8 protein-coding genes are annotated in these 17,997 nt (G+C 69.6%); 6 read left to right on the forward strand and 2 right to left on the reverse strand.

The window, feature by feature from the left end; all coding sequences use genetic code 11:
- Positions 1 to 90: 90 nt before the first annotated feature.
- On the forward strand, positions 91 to 1,806 hold the full coding sequence (locus BLT64_RS13855; RefSeq protein ID WP_011747173.1) for a calcium-binding protein: 1,716 nt from the start codon (positions 91 to 93) through the stop codon (positions 1,804 to 1,806).
- A 36-nt stretch (positions 1,807 to 1,842) separates the two neighbouring features.
- Here the strand turns inward: BLT64_RS13855 and BLT64_RS13860 are convergent, their stop codons facing one another.
- Complete coding sequence (locus BLT64_RS13860; RefSeq protein WP_011747174.1) at positions 1,843 to 2,616, reverse strand: WecB/TagA/CpsF family glycosyltransferase; 774 nt, start codon at positions 2,614 to 2,616, stop codon at positions 1,843 to 1,845.
- Positions 2,617 to 2,733: 117 nt separating this feature from the next.
- On the opposite strand from BLT64_RS13860, the gene BLT64_RS13865 reads away from it, so the two are divergent.
- The 5 genes from BLT64_RS13865 (at position 2,734) to BLT64_RS13885 (ending at position 16,776) form a co-directional block, all read left to right on the forward strand.
- Complete coding sequence (locus tag BLT64_RS13865) at positions 2,734 to 4,158, forward strand: hypothetical protein (RefSeq protein ID WP_011747175.1); 1,425 nt, start codon at positions 2,734 to 2,736, stop codon at positions 4,156 to 4,158.
- A 99-nt stretch (positions 4,159 to 4,257) separates the two neighbouring features.
- Entirely contained in the window at positions 4,258 to 10,539 is a 6,282-nt protein-coding gene (locus BLT64_RS13870) for a type I polyketide synthase (protein WP_011747176.1), read from the forward strand.
- Positions 10,540 to 10,541: 2 nt separating this feature from the next.
- Positions 10,542 to 11,534: a glycosyltransferase family 2 protein gene (locus BLT64_RS13875; RefSeq protein ID WP_011747177.1), complete on the forward strand. Its 993-nt coding sequence runs from the start codon at positions 10,542 to 10,544 to the stop codon at positions 11,532 to 11,534.
- Entirely contained in the window at positions 11,531 to 16,156 is a 4,626-nt protein-coding gene (locus BLT64_RS13880) for a MupA/Atu3671 family FMN-dependent luciferase-like monooxygenase (RefSeq protein WP_011747178.1), read from the forward strand. Before BLT64_RS13875 ends, BLT64_RS13880 begins: the two co-directional genes overlap by 4 nt.
- On the forward strand, positions 16,153 to 16,776 hold the full coding sequence (locus BLT64_RS13885; RefSeq protein WP_011747179.1) for a 4'-phosphopantetheinyl transferase family protein: 624 nt from the start codon (positions 16,153 to 16,155) through the stop codon (positions 16,774 to 16,776). Before BLT64_RS13880 ends, BLT64_RS13885 begins: the two co-directional genes overlap by 4 nt.
- Here BLT64_RS13885 and BLT64_RS13890 read toward each other — a convergent pair.
- Positions 16,757 to 17,962, reverse strand: a complete 1,206-nt coding sequence (locus BLT64_RS13890; RefSeq protein WP_011747180.1) for a glycosyltransferase — start codon at positions 17,960 to 17,962, stop codon at positions 16,757 to 16,759. The genes BLT64_RS13885 and BLT64_RS13890 overlap by 20 nt on opposite strands.
- Positions 17,963 to 17,997 lie beyond the last annotated feature (35 nt).

Consider the following 17,997-nt stretch of genomic DNA (forward strand, 5'->3'; position numbering starts at 1 on the left):
TCACTCTAATCCGCCCCGGATAGGCGAACGGGCGGGATATTGTGCTGTTTTTCGAAGCCTATCCCCATCGACATCGAACTGGGGACAGACATGGCCGTGATTTCTGGGACGGCGGGCAATGACAGCCTGCGCGGAACTGCGGGGCGTGATACGATTACCGGCCTTGGCGGGAACGACACGCTGAACGGGGGTGCAGGCAGCGATTCCGTGCATGGCGGGCCGGGGGCGGATGTGCTGATCTGGAATCAGGACGCGAACTCCCGCGGCAATCTCGACATCTATCACGGCGGCAGCGCGCAAGAGCGCTACGACCCCAATCCTTACGGCGACCTGGCCGGCGGCGACCGGCTGCACCTGAACGGCGCCGACGGCTTTCGCGTCACCTTCAACACCAGCGAGAACGGCTATGCCCTGGACGCCTTTGGCAACCGGCTGAACTTCGTGGGCTTCGAGCGGCTCCAGACCGGCGCGGGCAACGACTGGATCAGCGCCCAGGGCTCCAAGATGAACGCCGCGCGCGGCTCGGGCGTCAACCACACGCCGGTGCATGGCGTCACCATCAACAGTGGCGGCGGCCACGACTATGTCCATGGCGGACCGGGCGACGACGTGCTGGACGGCGGCAACGGCAACGACACCATCTATGGCGGCAACGGCAACGACCTGCTGATGCCCTCGCAGGGCAACGACTTCGGCCATGCCGGGGCGGGCGACGACAATGTGCGCTGGGGCAACAATGGCGGCATGGCGCCGATCCAGAACATCGGCCGCGACACGCTGGTCGGCGGTGCCGGCCACGACCTGCTGAACATATGGGCCAAGGGCGACGGAGAGAACAGCGTCGGCGCCAATGTGGTGTTCACCAGCCGCAGCGCCGGCCATGCCAGCTATCCGCAGGCCAACGGCACGCTGGTCTTTCGCGAGTTCGAGCAGTTCTGGACCCATGAGGGCCGGGACACGGTCAGCGCGGCGAATGCCGATATCGGCGTGAATGCGCGGGGCATTCAGATCAACACCCGTTGGGGCGACGACCGCATCACCGGCAGCGCCGGCAGGGACACGATCGAGGGCGGCCAGGGCGCCGATACCATCAACGGCGGTCGCGGCAACGACTTCATCTCGATGACCGACGATATCCATGCCGCGAATGGCGGCCTGGCCGCGCGGGATGCGGCGCGCGACGTTCTGATCCTGAACGACGGCTTCGGCGTCGATACCATCCGCGCCTTCCAGGTCGGCGACGAGCGCGACGCGGGCGGCAACATCCTGCGCCACGGCGACCGGCTGAACGTCACCGGGCTGCATGATGCGCAGGGCAATCGGGTCGATGTGGGCGATGTCCGGATTTCCGGGCAGAACGGCAATGCGGTGCTGTCCTTTCCGAACGGCGAGCGGCTGATCCTTGAGGGCGTCGCTCCGGTGACCCTGACCCGCGCCGTGCTGAACCAGATGGGCATTCCGCTGACCGCCGCGCAGAACAGCCAGGCTCCGGCGCAGACCATGCAGGCGGCGCAGACCATGCAGGCCGAGGACGGCGCCGCGGCCAAGACGGCCGCCGCCGCCCCGCTGGAAGGCACGCTTGCCGAGACGGTGGATCAGGATGCCCCCGGCCCGACCTCGCACGGCCCAACGCCCGCCCGCGCGATCTTCGACGGGCCGGCCGAGGGGGTGCCGCATGCCTCCGGCTGGAATCACGGCGAGCTTCTGGACGCCTATCGCCAGTTGCTGGCACAGCATGAGGGGCAGGGGGCGGGCACCCTGCATGCGTTGACCCTGGCGGACAGCCTGCATTTCGACTGGACCTGAGCCTCGGGGGCGTCCGCGACCTGCGGCGTCCCTCTTTTATCTGGGCGCCTCGTCGTTTCCGGCGCGCAGCGCCAGCGCCCGGCGCAGATGGCCGGGCAGGATGGCGAAGCCTTTGGCATAGCGCACGAACAGCCGGCGTGGATTGGACAGCATCCGCCACAGCCATTCCAGCTTCAGCCGGCGCATGAGCTGCGGCGCCCGGCGCTGATGGCCCGAAAGAAAGTCGAGCCCGGCCCCGATCGAGGCGAAGCCCACGTCGCCAAGCGCATCGCGGGCGCGGATGGCGAACAGTTCCTGCCGCGGAGCGCCAAGCGCCAGGAAGCACAGCCGCGCGCCCGAGGCGCGGATGCGGGCGATGATCTCGGCCCCTTCCTCGCCCATCGGGTCGAAGGGAAAGCCCGGCGCATGGGTCAGCGCGACCCGCAGCCCGGGCACCGCCGCCTGCATGCTTTGCGCGGCAAGGGCCAGCGATTCGTCGCTGCTGCCGATCAGCGCCACAGGCAGGCCGGCCCGCGCCGCCTCGGCGGCGAGCGGCAGCACCAGGTCCGAGCCGGGTGCCAGCGCCACGGGCCGGCCGGCGATCCGCGACAGCCAGACGATGGGATTGCCGTCGGCGCAGACCAGGTCATGTGCGGCATAGGCGCTGCGAAAGCGGGCATCCTCGCCCAGCCTTTGCAGGTGGTCGACGTTGATCGTGGCGATGGCGAAGCCGCGCCCGTCCGCCAGTCTCTGTCGCACGGCGGCAAGCAGCGCGGAAGAATCCCGGCAATTGATGCGGACGGCATTGCCGTCGGGAAAGCTGAAATGCATGATACGCCTCGGGTCCGGCCGGAACTGGCGGCAGGATGTGTTGGCGGCGAGGGGATTGCAACGTCCTTCCGGCCGTCGGTCGAGAAGGCGGCCCTGCCGCGGGACGGGAGTCGGGCCATGCCCATATTGGCCTTGATGGTGCTGTTGACCTGGCCGGTGGTCGTGGCGGTCCTGTTCCAGCGCATGGAGCGGGAACGGGCGCTGATCTGGTCGATCTTTGCCGGCTACCTGCTGCTGCCGCAACTGGTCGAGATCGACCTGCCGGCCTTTCCCGGCCTGAACAAGCACATGATTCCGGCGCTCGCCGCCGCCGTCATGGTCTATTTCGTCACCAGGGACCAGGCCCGGGACGAGCCGGCCCCGCCGCCCATGGGGCCTTGGGTGCTGTTGCTTGTGGCGTTGAACTTCATCTCGCCCATCATGACGGCGATAACCAATCCAGATCCGCTGATCGACGGCATAAACTATCGCCCCGGCATGTCGATCAGCCAGGGAATCGCCGACCTGATCGTGCAGGCGCTGCTGTTCTTGCCCTTCTTCATGGGCTACAGGCTGCTCTGGAACGCCAAGGGGGCCGAGTTGTGGATCCGCTGCCTGCTGCTTGGCGTGCTGTGGTATTCGATCCCCATGCTGGCGGAACTGCGGCTGAGCCCGCAGATCAACGTCTGGGTCTATGGCTATTTCCAGCACGATTTCATCCAGACCATCCGCTATGGCGGCTATCGGCCCATCGTCTTTCTGGAGCATCCGCTGTGGGTGGCACTGATGACCATGACCGCCTTCCTGTCGGCCATCGCCATCGCACGCAACGACCGCACGCGGCGCAACCTGCTGATCGCGATCTATTTGGGCTGCATCGTCTTTCTGTGCAAATCGGCGGGCGCGCTGCTGCAGTCGCTGATGGCGGCGCCGCTGGTGGCCTTTGCGCGGCCGCGCGTGATGGTGCTGGTGGCGGCGCTGGTGGCCACCGTGGCCTTTTCCTATCCGACGTTGCGCACGACACCCTGGATGCCGCTGCAGGGCGTGGTGGACCTGGCCATGTCGATCTCGCCCGATCGCGGGCAGTCGCTGGAATTCCGCCTGATGAACGAAGAGGCGCTGCTGGAGCGCGCGATGGAGCGGCCGGTCTTCGGCTGGGGCGGCTGGGGGCGGCCGCTGTTCTACGATCCCTACAGCGGCCGGCTGGCCTCGGTGCCGGACGGGCAATGGGTGATCATGGTCGGCGCGCGCGGCATCTTCGGCTATCTGGCGCAGTTCCTGCTGCTGCTGACGCCGATCTTCGCGCTGCTGCGGGCCATGCCGGGGGGCAGGAACCCGCCGCGCAAGAAGGAAATGGTGGTGCTGGGTGCGGTCGCGCTGATGCTGGCGATGAACATGCTGGACCTGATCCCGAACGCGACGATGACGCCGCTGACCTGGCTGACCGCCGGGGCGCTGCTGGGCAATGCCCGCCGGCTGCGGCAGGGCGCCTCGGATCAGGCCGATCTGACCGCGGCCGAGCGGATTCTGCCTAAAAAGGCAGGCCTGCGGACGGTTTTATAGGTTGGTCCAAAGCGCCGGATTCGTTATGCCGGATACGCGCGTCAGTTGTTAAATCATTGCAGCCCACAAGGGCCTTGCACGAGTTGAAAGAGGCACCGCATGGCCTTGGACCAAAGCGCCGTTGAAGACAGTGATATCGCTATCATCGGCATGGCAGCCCAGATTCCGGGCGCCCCGGGGGTCACCGAATACTGGGACAACCTGTGCCGCGGGGTCGAATCGATCCGGCGCATTCCCGAGGCCGACCTGATCGCGAGAGGCGAGTCCCGGGCACGGCTTTCGGACCCGAATTACGTCCCCTCGGCGGCGGTGCTGGAGCAGTTCGACGAATTCGACGCCGAGTTCTTCGGGCTGTCGCCCAAGGAAGCGGCGATCATGGACCCGCAGCACCGCAAGTTCCTGGAAACCTGCTGGCACGCGCTTGAGGATGCCGCGCACGCGCCCGAGCGTTTCGCCGGCAATATCGGCGTCTGGGCCGGCTGCGGCATGGGCAGCTATTACTACTGGAACGTCTGCTCGAACCGCGACCTGGTCGATGGCGTCGGCCATTTCCTGCTGCGCCATACCGGCAACGACAAGGATTTCCTGTCCACCCGCGTCAGCCATGTCTTCGACCTCAAGGGGCCCAGTATCAGCGTGCAGACCGCTTGCTCAAGCTCGCTGGTGGCCATCCACATGGCCTGCCAGTCGCTGCAATCGGGCGAATGCGACATGGCGCTGGCCGGCGGCGTGACCATCGAGCTGCCGCACGGGCTGGGCTATCTCTACAAGGAGAACGAGATCCTGTCGCCCGACGGCCATTGCCATGCCTTCGACCATCGCGCGCAGGGCACCGTCTTCGGCAGCGGCGCGGCGGTGGTGACGCTGCGGCGGCTCAGGGACGCGCTGGCCGACGGCGACCATATCTGGGCGGTCATCAAGGGATCGGCCATCAACAACGACGGCGCGGCCAAGGCGGGCTATCTGGCGCCCAGCGTCGAGGGCCAGGCGCAGGCCGTGGCCGAGGCGCTGGCGATGGCGGGCCTTGCGTCGGACAGCATCGGCTATGTCGAATGCCACGGCACCGGCACGGCGCTGGGCGACCCGATCGAGGTGGCGGCGCTGAACCAGGCCTATGCGCGGGTCTCGGACGGCACGCGGCAGGGGCCGTGCCGCATCGGCTCGGTCAAGACCAATATCGGCCATCTCGACACGGCGGCGGGCAGCGCCGGGCTGATCAAGTCGGCGCTGGCGGTGCATCACGGAAAGATCCCGCCCAGCCTGGGCTATGAGGCGCCGAACCCGGCCATCGACTTCGAGGGCGGGCCGTTCCAGGTCAACGACCGGCTTTCGGACTGGCCGGTGCCGGGACCGCGCCGGGCCGGGGTGAACTCGCTGGGCGTCGGCGGCACCAATGCGCATGTGATCGTGCAGGAACCGCCGCTGGCCGAGGCGTCGGGGGAATCCGACTGGCCGTTCCACATCGTCGCCGTCTCGGGGCGCAGCAAGGCGGCGCTGGATGCCAATTCGGCGGCGTTGGCGGGCTGGCTGCGGGCCAACCCGGCCGTGAACATGGCCGACTTGTCCTTTACCCTGACGCAGGGCCGGCGTCAGTTCGACCGCCGCCGCGTGCTGGTTGCCGAGACGGCGGCCGAGGCGGCGCGGCTTCTGGCCGATCCCGATCCGCTGCTGGTCTTTGACCACCAGCAGGCGGGCGACCCGGCCGAGGCGGTGTTCATGCTGCCCGGCGGTGGCGCGCAATATGCCGGCATGGCGCGCGGGCTTTACCAGACCGAGCCGGTGTTCCGCGAATGGATGGACCGCGGCCTGGACCACATGGCGGCCGCGCATGGCACCGACCTGCGCGCGCTGTGGTTGCCCGAACCGGGAGCCGAGGCCGAGGCGGACCGGCGGCTCTTGCAGCCCTCGCTGCAACTGCCGCTGCTGATGATCACCGAATATGCGCTGGCGCAGCTGTGGATCAGCTGGGGCGTGACGCCCGCCGCGCTGATCGGCCATTCCATGGGCGAGAACACCGCCGCCTGCATCGCGGGGGTGATGAGCTTCGAGGATTGCATCGGCCTTGTGCGCCTGCGCGGGCTGCTGTTCGACAGGGTGCCGGCGGGCGGCATGCTGTCGGTGCCGCTGGCCCCCGAGGAATTCGCCGCCGAACTGGCCGAGCTGGAGCTGGATCTTGCGGCGGTGAACGGGCCGGGCCTGTCGGTGGTCTCGGGTCCCGATGCGGTGCTGGACCGCTTTGCCGAACGCATGGCGGCGCGCGAGGTGGAATGCCAGCGCATCGCCATCTCCATTGCCGCGCATTCGCGGCTGCTCGACGGGATCCTGGACGAGTTCCGCGCCTATCTCGCCTCGATCCCGCTGAACGCGCCGCAGATCCCGATCGTCTCGAACCGCACGGGCCAGGTGCTGACCGCGGCCGAGGCCACCAGCCCCGACTATTGGGTCGCGCATCTGCGCGGCACGGTGCGCTTTGCCGACGGCATCGCGCATCTGGCGCAGGTGCCGGGGCGAGTGTTCCTGGAAGTGGGCCCCGGCCGCGCCATGCAGGCCATGGCCAAGGCGCATCCGGCGGTCGCCGCCAACCAGGTGATCTCCACGCTGCGCCACCGCGATCACGCCACCGGCGACGACAGCTATTTCATGGCTGCCCTGGCGCGGTTCTGGGCCTGCGGCGGGCTGGTCGACTGGGATCAGGTCTGGGGCGGCGCGCGGCGCCGGCGCCTGTCGCTGCCCGGCTATGCATTCCAGCGCAAGCGCTATTTCATCGAGCGCGCCACCCATGCCGCGACCGAGGCCGCCGAGGAACTGGCCCGGATCGAGGAGCCCGCGGATTGGGGCTGGCGCCCGGCATGGAAACTCGCCTCGCCCGCCATCGAGATCGGGCCGCAGGGGCCCATGGTGCAGGGTGTGCAGAACTGGCTGGTCTTTGCCGACGAGCTGGGCCTTGCCGGGCGCGTGACCGATGCGCTGCGGTCCCGCGGCCAGCGTGTCGCGGTGGTCGAGGTGGGCGATACCTTTGCCGATAAGGGCCAGGGCCGCTTCACCCTGCCGGTGGAATCCGACCGCGAGGGTTATGAGATGCTGCTGGCCGCGCTGGTCGGGCAGGAGATGGCGCCGGATCGCATCCTGCATCTGTGGTCGGTGACGCAGGGCGCGCGTTTCCGCCCCGGCTCCAGCCTGCTCAACAGCCAGTTGGAGCGCGGTTTCTTCGGCCTGCTGCATCTGGCGCAGGCCATCGGCGCCGAACTGCCGGATGCGAAGCTGGAAGTGATCGCGGTCTGCAACGACGCGCTGCGCGTGGCGGACGAGCCCGCGCCGGTGCCCGAAAAGGCCACCGCCACCGGGCCGATCCGCGTCATGCCGCATGAGATGCCGAACGTCCGCGCACGGCTGGTGGATGTGCGTCTGCCGGCGAAAGGTCTGGACGCGCTGGCCGCCAACCTGCTGGAAGAGGCGCTGGCCCCCTCGGGCGCCGCCGTCGCCGCATGGCGCGACGGGCGCCGCTTTGAGCAAAGCCTTGAGCGCGTCGCGCTGGCCGATGACGGCATGGCCGCCATCCCGCAGGGCGCCGCCTGCCTGATCACCGGCGGTTTCGGCGGCATCGGCCAGGCCATCGCGCGCGAACTGGCGCAGCGGGGCGGGGCGAAGCTGGCGCTGACCACGCGCGGCCGGGTGGATTCGCCCGCCGTCGCCGCCTCGGTGCGACAGTTGGAATCGCTGGGGGCCGAGGTGCTGGCGATCCGCGCCGACGTGACCTCGCCCGAGGATATGGCCCGGGCCGTGGCCGAGACGCGGGCGCGCTTCGGCCGTCTCGACGTGGTGCTGCATGCGGCCGGCGTGATCCGCGACAGCCTGATCGCGGCCAAGACCGACGACGAGGCCTGGGACGTGCTGGCGCCGAAGCTGTTGGGCACCCGCGCGCTGGCCCACGCGCTGGACGAGAATCCGGTCGGGCTGACGGTGCTGTTTTCCTCGACCTCCTCGGTGATCGCGCCGGCGGGGCAGGCGGATTACGTCGCCGCCAACGAATACCTGAACGCCGTGGCGCGCTCGGCGCCGCAGGCGCTGGGCCGGGTGGTCGCGGTCAACTGGGGCGTCTGGGCCGATGCCGGCATGGCGGCGCGGGCCATGGGGCTCGACACCGCCTCGGCCGTGGCGGTGCCGCAGGGTCGGCCGCTGCTGGACGAAAGCCTGCCCATGCCGGGCGGACGCGAGTTCCGCACCGCGCTGAAGATGCAGGACTGGATCATCGGCGGCCACAAGACCGCCGCCGGCCAGGCGCTGATGCCCGGCACCGGCTGGATCGAACTGGTCGCCGAGGCGGCGCTGGAATGCGGGCTGAGCCTGCCGCTGGCGATCCGCGACCTGGAATTCCGCCGCCCGGTTCTGGTCTCGGACACCGCGCTGGTCAGCACCCGCGTCTCGCCCGAGGGCGATGAGATGCGCATCGAGATCCTGGACGATCCGCAGGGCGAGCCGAATGTCTCGGCGCTGGTCGCCGGATTGCCCGAGGCGGCGCCCGAGGCGCTGCAACCCGCCGGCGGCTGGGACCGGGACGGGCAGGGTGCGGCCATCCCCTCGGCGCAGGAAGGCCGGATGGCTTTCGGCCCGCGCTGGAAGGTGCTGCGCCGTTTCCGCATCACCGGCGACGAGGGCGTGGCGGAGCTGTCGCTCGACCCCGAATTCGCCGCCGAAGCCGGGGAATGGCTGGCGCATCCGGCGCTTCTGGACATTGCCACCGGCTGGGCCATGCAGCTGATCAAGGGCTGGACGCCCGAGCATCTCTGGGTGCCGATGGGCTATGGCTCGATCCGGCTTTACGCGCCCTTGCCGGCGCAGGTCACCAGCCGCATCCGCAATGCCGGGGAGAACACCGACGCGCAGGGCATGGCGCAATTCGACATCACGCTGGCGGCGCCGGACGGCGGGGTTGTCGCGGAAATCAAGGGCTTTGCGCTGCGCAAGCTGGCGGCGGCGATTTCCGCCACGCCCGCGCGCAGCCAGCCGCCGCGCAGCCTGTCCCCGGCCGAGCGTCGCCTGCATCACAACATCAGCCAGGGCATCCCCGCCGCCATCGGCCCGGCGATGCTGAGCCGGGCGATCTCGACCGGGCTTTCGCAGGTTTATGTCTCGTCTCTGGCGCTGCCCGCGCTGATCGCCGAGGCCGGCGTGACCGAGGATGCCGCGCCCGCCGAGGGCGGCTTCGAGCGCCCCGACCTCGACAGCGATTTCGTCGCGCCGGCGCCGGGCATCCAGGCCGAACTGGCGGCGATCTGGTCCGAACTCCTGGGCATCGCCCAGGTCGGCGCCGCCGACAGCTTCTTCGACCTTGGCGGCCATTCGCTGATCGCGGTGCGCATGTTCGGCCAGTTGCGCAAGAAATTCGGCGTGGACCTGCCGATCTCGACGCTTTTCGAGGCGCCGACCATCGCCGAACTGGCCGCATTGGTCGAGGAACGCACCGGCCCGCGCGAACTGGTCTCGCCCGACAATGTGCGCGAATTGCCGGTCTCGGCCCGGCCTCGCTTCCGCTTCCTCGTCGATATGGGCGGGCGGGGCGATGGCACGCCCTTCTTCATGGTCGCCGGCATGTTCGGCAATATCATGAACCTGCGCCAGCTGGCGCAGCGGCTGGGGCCGGATCGCCGCTTCTGGGGCATCCAGGCGCGCGGCCTTCTGGGCGACGACAAGCCGCATGAGGATCTCGCCGAGGCCGCCCGCGACTATATCGAGGAACTGCGCCAGGTGCAGCCCGAGGGTCCCTATCTGATCGGCGGTTTCTCGGGCGGCGGGCTGACGGCCTATGAGATGGCGCGGCAGTTGCGCGCGGCGGGCGAGGAGGTGGCGATGCTGGTCATGCTGGACACGCCCTTGCCGCTGCGCGAGCCGGTCGGCCGCAAGGACCGGCTGATGATCCGCCTGGGCGAGCTGCGCGAAGGCGGGCCGGGCTTCGTCTGGAAATGGCTGCGCGACCGCGTGGCCTATGAGTTCCGGCGCCGCAGCAAGGCCAAGGCGGTCGAGGCCGAGGTCGGCGCGCAGGCGACCGGCGCCTTCCACGACCTGGCCATCGAGGCGGCCTTCCTCGCGGCGCTGCCCAAGATGCGGCTGTCGGTCTGGGACGGGCCGGTGGCGATGTTCCGGCCGCCGCTGGACAAGCGCTGGAAGGTGACGGGCGGGCGCTGGATCAATTCGGGGCGCGATTATGTCGTCGAGGATAACGGCTGGACGCCCTGGATGCCCGACCTGCGGGTGATCGAGGTGCCGGGCGACCACGATTCGATGGTGCTGGAGCCGAACGTGCGCCGCCTTGCCTCGGTCCTGCGCGAGATCCTGCGCGATGCCGATGCGGACGCCCCGGCCGGGATCAAGGCGGCGGAGTGACCATGGAACCCCGTGCAACCCCGCCCAGCGTCCATGTCGTCGTGCTCAACTGGCGCACGCCAGGGATGTCCTTGCAGGCCGCCGAGGCCGCATTGCGCGAAATGCGGGGAATCGATGGCGGGCTGACCATCGTGGACAACGATTCCGGCGACGGCAGCTATGAGGCGATGCAGGCCGGGGCGCAGGCGCGCGGCTGGCCTTCGGATCGCGTCGCGGTGGTGCAATCGGGCTGGAACGGCGGCTTTGGCGCCGGCAACAACCACGGCATCCGCCGGGGCCTGCCGGACGGGCGCCGCGCCGATCTGGTCTATCTGCTGAATTCGGACGCGATTCCGCAGCCCGGCGCGATCCGGGCGCTGGTCGATTACCTGGGCGCGCATCCGCAGGCCGGGATCGCCTGCTCGCGCCTGCGCGGCACCGACGACGTGCCGCACAGCACCGCCTTTCGCTTTCCCAGCGCGCTGAGCGAGTTCGAGGCGACCAGCCGCACCGGCCCCATCTCGCGCCTGCTGCGGCGCAGGATCGTGGCGCTGCCGCAGCCCGAGGCATCGGGTCGCGTCGACTGGTCGGCGGGGGCCTCGATGATGATCCGCATGGAGGTGCTGGACCGCATCGGCCTCTTCGACGAGGGGTTCTTTCTTTACTACGAAGAGACCGACCTGTGCCGCCGTGCGGCGCAGGCGGGCTGGCAGACCCATTACGTCGTCGAAAGCCTGGTGCTGCATATCGGTTCGGTCAGCACCGGCATGAAGGAATGGAAGCGCGCGCCGGATTACTGGTACGATTCGCGCCGGCGCTATTTCGAGAAACATCATGGGCGGCTGGGTGCGCTTTGGGCCACGGTCGCACATCTGGGGGGCGTGGGGGTGTTCAGCCTGCGCTGCCTGTTGTCGGGGCGCAAGCCGGACGGGCCGCCGGGCCATCTGGCACAGCTGATGCGCCACGCCTTTCGTTCGCAACCAAAGCCCGTTCATGTTGAAAAGGGTAAGCCATGACGCAATTTTCCGCGATTCTGGTGGGTAACGAATCCCTGCTGCGCCATGCGGCCGAGACGCTGCTGGCGCGCGGGCATCGCATCGCCGCCGTGGTGACGCGCAATCCCGACCTGCGCGACTGGGCGCAGGGCGCGGGGCTGGCGGTCGAGGATCAGGACGCGCCCATGGCCCCGGATGCTCTGTCTGCCGACTGGCTCTTCAGCGTCGCCAACCTGTCGATCCTGCGCCCCGAGATGCTGGCGCGCGGCCGGCTTGGCGCGATCAATTTCCATGACGGGCCTTTGCCGAAACTGGCGGGGCTGAACGCCCCGGTCTGGGCGATCATCGGCGACGAGCCGCAGCACGGCATCACCTGGCACATGATCGAGGGCGGGGTGGACGAGGGTGACATCCTGACCCAGCGCCTGTTCGAGATCCGCCCCGACGATACCGCGCTGACCCTGAACGCGCGCTGCTTTGCCCGCGGCGCCGAAAGCTTTGCCGATGTGGTGGCGCAGCTTGAGGGCGCCGGGCCGCAGCGGGTCAGGCAGGACCTGTCGCTTCGCAGTTATGTCGGCCGCGACAAGCGCCCCGAAGCCGCGGCGGTGCTGGATTTTACGCAGCCCGCCGCGCGGATCGGCGCGCTGGTGCGCGGTCTCGACCATGGCGGCTACTGGAACCCGCTGGCCATGCCCAAGGTGAAGCTGGCCGATAGCGTGCTGCTGGTCACGGGCTTCGAGGGGGTCGAGCCCGCCAGCGCCCCGCCCGGCACGGTGCTGTCCCATGACGGTGCCTCGGCGCTGATCGCGGCGGCGGATGGGGCGGTCAGGCTGCAATTCGCCGGCGCGCTGCCGCCGGTCGGCGTGGTGGTTCCGGCGCTTTCCACCGAGGAACATGCGCATCTGACCGCCTTGGGCGAGCAGGCGGCGAAGCATGACGGTTTCTGGCGCGCGCGGCTGGCGCGGATGAACCCGGCGGTGCTGCCGGGCGAGGATTCGGGTTCGATCCGGCGCGTGCAACTGATGCCCGGCGCCGCGCCCGAGCGGATCGCGCTGGCGGCCGCGCTGCTGGCGCGGCTGGCGGGGCAGGCCGGGTTCGATCTGGCGCTGCGACCCCAGGGCCGGCCCGAGGCGGCGGGGATCGTCGCCGATTGGCAGCCGCTGGCTGTCGAGGCGGCGGGCGACCGGACCCTGGCCGATCTGGGGCAGGCGCTGGCCGGGCAGATCGCCGATCAGGCGAAGCGCGGCTTTTTCATGGCCGACCTGCTGCATCGCGCGCCCGAACTGCGCGACATGGCGGTGCCGGATCTGGCGATCAGTCTTGATGCCCGCGGCCCGGTCAAGGGCGCGGCGCTGACCGTGACCCTGTCCGAAAACGGTGCCTGGCTGGACCATGATCCGGCTCGGGTCACGTCCGCGCAGACGCAGCGGCTGGCCCGCGCGCTGGACGGGGGCCTGGCGCTGCCCGGCGCCACGGCGCTGCGCGACATCCCCCTGATGGACGCGGGCGAGCGCGAGGAGTTGCTGGTCGCCCGCAACGCCACGCAGGTGGACGTGCGGCTGGCCTGCATCCACGAATTGATCGCCGAGATGGCCGGGGCCGACCCGGATGCCGTGGCGCTGGCCTTCGAGGATCGCACGCTGACCCGCGGCCAGCTTGACCGCGCGGCGAATGCGCTGGCGGCGAAGCTGGTGCAGATGGGCGTCGGCCCGGACCAGCCGGTCGGGCTGTTTGCCCGTCGTTCGCCTGAACTGGTGATCGGGGCGCTGGCGATCTGGAAGGCCGGCGGTGCCTATGTGCCGCTGGACCCGGACTACCCCGCCGACCGCATCGAGCTTTATATCGAGGACAGCGGCGCCGGGGTGGTGCTGGTGCAGGACGGCCTTGCCGACCGGCTGCCTGCGCATGGCGCGCAGGTGGTGACCATCCCGACCGACCTGCCGCATGGCATGGTGGCGGCGCCGGTCAGTGCGGTCGGGCCGCAGAATCTGGCCTATCTGATCTATACCTCGGGCTCGACCGGGCGGCCCAAGGGGGTGATGGTCGAGCATCGCAACGTGGCGAACTTCTTTGCCGGCATGGATGCGGTGATCCCGCATCAGCAGGGCGATGCCTGGCTGGCGGTGACGAGCCTTTCGTTCGATATTTCAGTGCTCGAGATCTTCTGGTCGCTGGCGCGCGGATTGCGGTTGGTGATCGCGGGCGAGGAATCGCGGCTGGCGGTGTCCTCGGCGCCGGCCCAGCCGCGCCGCGAGGTTTCGGGCGGCATGGATTTCAGCCTGTTCTACTGGGGCAACGACGACGGTCCCGGCCCGAAGAAATACCAGCTTCTGCTGGAGGGCGCGCGTTTCGCCGACCAGAACGGCTTTGTCGCGGTCTATACGCCGGAACGGCATTTCCACGCTTTCGGCGGACCCTATCCGAACCCGGCGGTTTCGGGCGCGGCGGTTGCGGCGGTCACGAAAAACGTCGCCGTCCGCGCCGGCAGTTGCGTGCTGCCATTGCATCACCCGGCCCGCGTGGCCGAGGAATGGGCGGTGATCGACAACCTGACCTCGGGGCGGGCGGGGCTGGCCATCGCCTCGGGCTGGCAGCCGGACGATTTCGTGCTGCGCCCCGAGAACGCGCCGCCGAACAACAAGGCGGCGCTGGCCGAGGGCGTGGACCAGTTGCGCCGGCTGTGGCGCGGCGAGGCGGTGGAGTTCCCGCGCAAGGACGGCAGCCTGTTCGGCGTGGTGACGCAGCCGCGTCCGGTGCAAAGGGAACTGCCGCTGTGGATGACCGTCGCCGGCAACCCCGAGACCTGGGTCGAGGCCGGGCGGCTGGGCATGAACGTGCTGACCCACCTGCTGGGGCAGAGCATCGATACGGTGGAAAGCCGCATCAAGGACTATCACGCGGCGCTGCGCGAGGCCGGCCATGATCCGGCGCGCTTTACCGTCACGCTGATGCTGCACACCTGCCTGGCCGATGATCGCGAGACGGCGCGCGAGATCGCTCGCGAGCCGATGAAGAACTACCTGAAAAGCGCCGCGGCGCTGGTCAAGCAATATGCCTGGGACTTTCCGGCCTTTCGCCGTCCGGCGGGCATGACCAACCCGATGGCCATCGACCTGGGTTCGCTGTCCGAAGAGGAGCTGGATGGCATCCTGGAATTCGCCTTCCTGCGCTATTTCGAGGATTCCGGCCTTTTCGGCTCCATCGAGGATGGCATCGCCCGGGTCGAGCAACTGAAGGCCATCGGCGTGGGCGAGATCGCCTGCCTGATCGACTATGGCATCGCACCCGAGCAGGTCATGGCCGGTTTCCCGCTGCTGGCGCGGCTGCGGGCCGAGGTGAACCCGCATGGCGCGGAACCCGAGGACGGCGATTTCTCGATCGCCGCACAGATCCGGCGCTGGAAGGTGACGCATCTGCAATGCACCCCCAGCATGGCGCGGATCCTGGTCTCGGACCCGCAGGTCGCGGCGGCGATGGCGGGGCTGAAATGCGTGATGGTCGGCGGCGAGGCGCTGCCGCCCTCGCTGCTCTCCGAGATCAAGGCGGCGACGCGCGCGCGGGTGCTCAACATGTATGGCCCGACCGAGACGACGATCTGGTCCACGGTGGCCGACCTGTCCGATGGCGCAGAGGTGACGCTGGGCCGGCCGATCGCCAATACCCAGGTCTATGTGCTGGACGGCGACGGCGTGCCGGTGCCCCCCGGCGCGCAGGGCGAGCTTTGGATCGGCGGTCATGGCGTTGCGCGGGGCTATTGGCGGCGCGATGACCTGACGGCGGCGGCCTTCCGGCCCGATCCCTTCGTGCCCGCGGATCGTGCCGCGCCTTGGGGCGCGCGCATGTATCGCACCGGCGATCTGGTGCGTTGGCGCGAGGATGGCGGGCTGGACTATATCGGCCGGGCCGATCACCAGGTAAAGCTGCGCGGTTTCCGCATCGAACTGGGCGAGATCGAGGCGCAACTGGCGGCCCTGCCCGGCGTGCGCGAGGCGGTGGCGCTGGTGCGCGAGGACACGCCCGGCGACAAGCGGCTGGTGGCCTATGTCACCGGCGCTGGCGATCTGTGCGAAAAGGCGCTGCGCGAGGCGCTGGTCGCGCATCTGCCGGCGCATATGGTGCCGGGGCGGATCGTGCGGCTGGAAAAGATGCCGCTGACCCCCAACCGCAAGATCGACCGCAAGCACCTGCCGGTGCCGGGGACTGTCGCCCTGGTCCCGACCGCGGCTGCTCCGGCGGCCGTCGAGACCGCCACCGCTGCCGCAAATGCCGCTCCGACCGAGGATCTGGCGCAGGCGGTGCAGGCGCTCTGGTCCGAGGTGCTGGGCGTGGAGCAGATCGGCCCGCGCGACAATTTCTTTGCGCTGGGCGGGCATTCGCTGCTGGCGATCCAGCTGCACCGGACCATGCGCGACCGGCTGGCACTGCCGCGGCTGGGGGTGACGGATATCTTCCGCTTCCCGGTCATGGCGGACTTCCTGAAGCATGTCGCCTCGCTGGCGCCGGCGAACAGCACCGCGCCGGCGGCGCCCGTCGCTGCGCCGGTGGCCGCCGCTCCGGCGATGGCGCCCGAGCCGGCTCTGGCGGCCGACGATGCCATGGCCCGGCGCCGGGCCTTGCGGGCGCAGTTGCGCGGTGCGCGGTGAGCGGCGCCAAGGCGCTGGACGCGCTGGCGCGGCGCCTGCTGCCCGCGGGCTACGGCTGTGCGGTGCTGCCGCTTGCGGCCGAACCCGCGCCGCTTTTGCCCGAGGAGGCCGGAGCCGTCGCCCGCGCCGTCCCGAAACGGCGGCGCGAATTCGCCTTGGGTCGCATGGCCTTGCGGGCGGCGATCCGTCAGGCCGGGCATGACCTGCCGGCGACGCGCCCCATTGCGGCACGGGCCGACCGCCAGCCCGACCTGCCGCCGGGCATCCGCGCCAGCCTGTCGCATGGTGGCGATTATTGCATCGCCATCGCCGCCCCGCCGGGGGGCGCAAGCGTCGGAATCGATCTGGAGCCCTGCGACCGTGCCGTTCCCGAAGGTCTGGCCGAGACCATCATGCCCTTCCGCCTGCGTGGCCCCAAGGATGCCTTGCTGGCCTTTTGCGCCAAGGAAGCGATGTTCAAGGCGCAATATCCGCTGACCGGGCGGATGCTGGATTTCCGCGCAGTGCCGGCGGTGATCGGCCCCCGGCGCTTTCGCGCCTGCATGGGCGACCGGCTGATCGGCGGGCGCTGGGGGCAGGCGGCAGGCTATTGGCTGGCGCTCAGCCTGTGGAGCGGCTGAACAGCGCGGCCAGCCGCCGGGCGGATTCGCGGATGTCGTGGCGTTCCGCCACGCGGGCGCGGGCCGAGGCGCCCATGCGCTCCAGCGTCTCGTGGTCGGTTTCGGAGGCTTGCAGCATGGTCTCGGCCAGCGCCCCGGCATCGCCGGCGGGGACCAGCCAGCCCTCTTGCCCGGGGTGGACCAGTTCGGGGATGCCGGCGATATAGGTGGCGATCACCGGACGGGCGCAGGCCATGGCTTCCATGATGACCACCGGCAGGCCCTCGGCAAAGCTGGGGGTGACCAGCGCATGGGCTGCGTCCATAGCGGCGCGGACGCCGGCCTCGTCCTGCCAGCCGAGCAGGTGGACGGCCCCGGCCATGCCCTCGGCCGCGATCAGCGCCTCGATCTGCGGGCGCAGTTCTCCGTCGCCGACCAGCGACAGGCGCAGCCGGGGGTCGCGGCGCCATGCCAGGGCAAAGGCGCGGATCAAGAGGCCGAAGCCCTTCTGCTCGGCGAAACGGCCGACGGCGACCATGTGGAACGGATCCTGCGGCAGGGGGGACGGCTCGGCCCAGCGGTTCAGGTCCAGCCCGCAATGCACGACCCGGATCTTTTCCCAATCCCCGGCCTCGGCCCAGCGACCGATCTGCGAGCGGCCATAGCTGCTGACGGCGACGCAGAATTCGGCCAGCGCCAGTTTTCCGCCCAGGTCCAGCGCCAGGGTATTGTCGAATTCCTCTGGTCCGTGAACCGTGAAGCTGAAGCGCGGACCGCCCAGCAGGCGCGAATAGGCGGCGACCCTGGCCGAATTCGTGCCGAAATGCGCGTGGATATGCGCCAGCCCCAGCGCCTGCGCACGGCCGGCGATGCGCGCGCCCTCGGCCAGATAGATCAACTGCCGGGCAAGGCTGGATTCCCCGGCCCGGGCCCGGCGGCGGGCCAGCCGCAGGGCTGCCGCGAATTGCGCAGGTTTTGCAAGCGCCTGCCGGTAAAGATCCGCCAGAAGCCGCCTGGCCCCAGCTTCAAGCACCCGCTCGGTCCGGGCATGTTCGGCCAGGTCCGCGGGATCGGTCAGCGCGCCCTTGTCCCCGCGCATGGCGAATCGGTGGATTTCGAAACCCTCGCCCTCGAGCGCGGCGATCTCGCGCCGGATGAAGCTGTGCGAGGGGCGGGGGTAAGTATTGATCAAATAACCGATTCGCAAGGAGGGTATCCCCTATCCAGGAAGAAAAGCTGGCG

Source organism: Paracoccus denitrificans (assembly GCF_900100045.1).
GTDB classification, from domain to species: domain Bacteria; phylum Pseudomonadota; class Alphaproteobacteria; order Rhodobacterales; family Rhodobacteraceae; genus Paracoccus; species Paracoccus denitrificans.

What these genes read in the sequence shown, in the direction of transcription:
- BLT64_RS13870 (WP_011747176.1), top strand. Translation starts at nt 4,258, where the DNA reads ATGGCCTTGGACCAAAGCGCCGTTGAAGACAGTGATATCGCTATCATC.
- BLT64_RS13865 (WP_011747175.1), top strand. Translation starts at nt 2,734, where the DNA reads ATGCCCATATTGGCCTTGATGGTGCTGTTGACCTGGCCGGTGGTCGTG.
- BLT64_RS13860 (WP_011747174.1), bottom strand. Translation starts at nt 2,616, where the DNA reads ATGCATTTCAGCTTTCCCGACGGCAATGCCGTCCGCATCAATTGCCGG.
- BLT64_RS13875 (WP_011747177.1), top strand. Translation starts at nt 10,542, where the DNA reads ATGGAACCCCGTGCAACCCCGCCCAGCGTCCATGTCGTCGTGCTCAAC.
- BLT64_RS13855 (WP_011747173.1), top strand. Translation starts at nt 91, where the DNA reads ATGGCCGTGATTTCTGGGACGGCGGGCAATGACAGCCTGCGCGGAACT.
- BLT64_RS13880 (WP_011747178.1), top strand. Translation starts at nt 11,531, where the DNA reads ATGACGCAATTTTCCGCGATTCTGGTGGGTAACGAATCCCTGCTGCGC.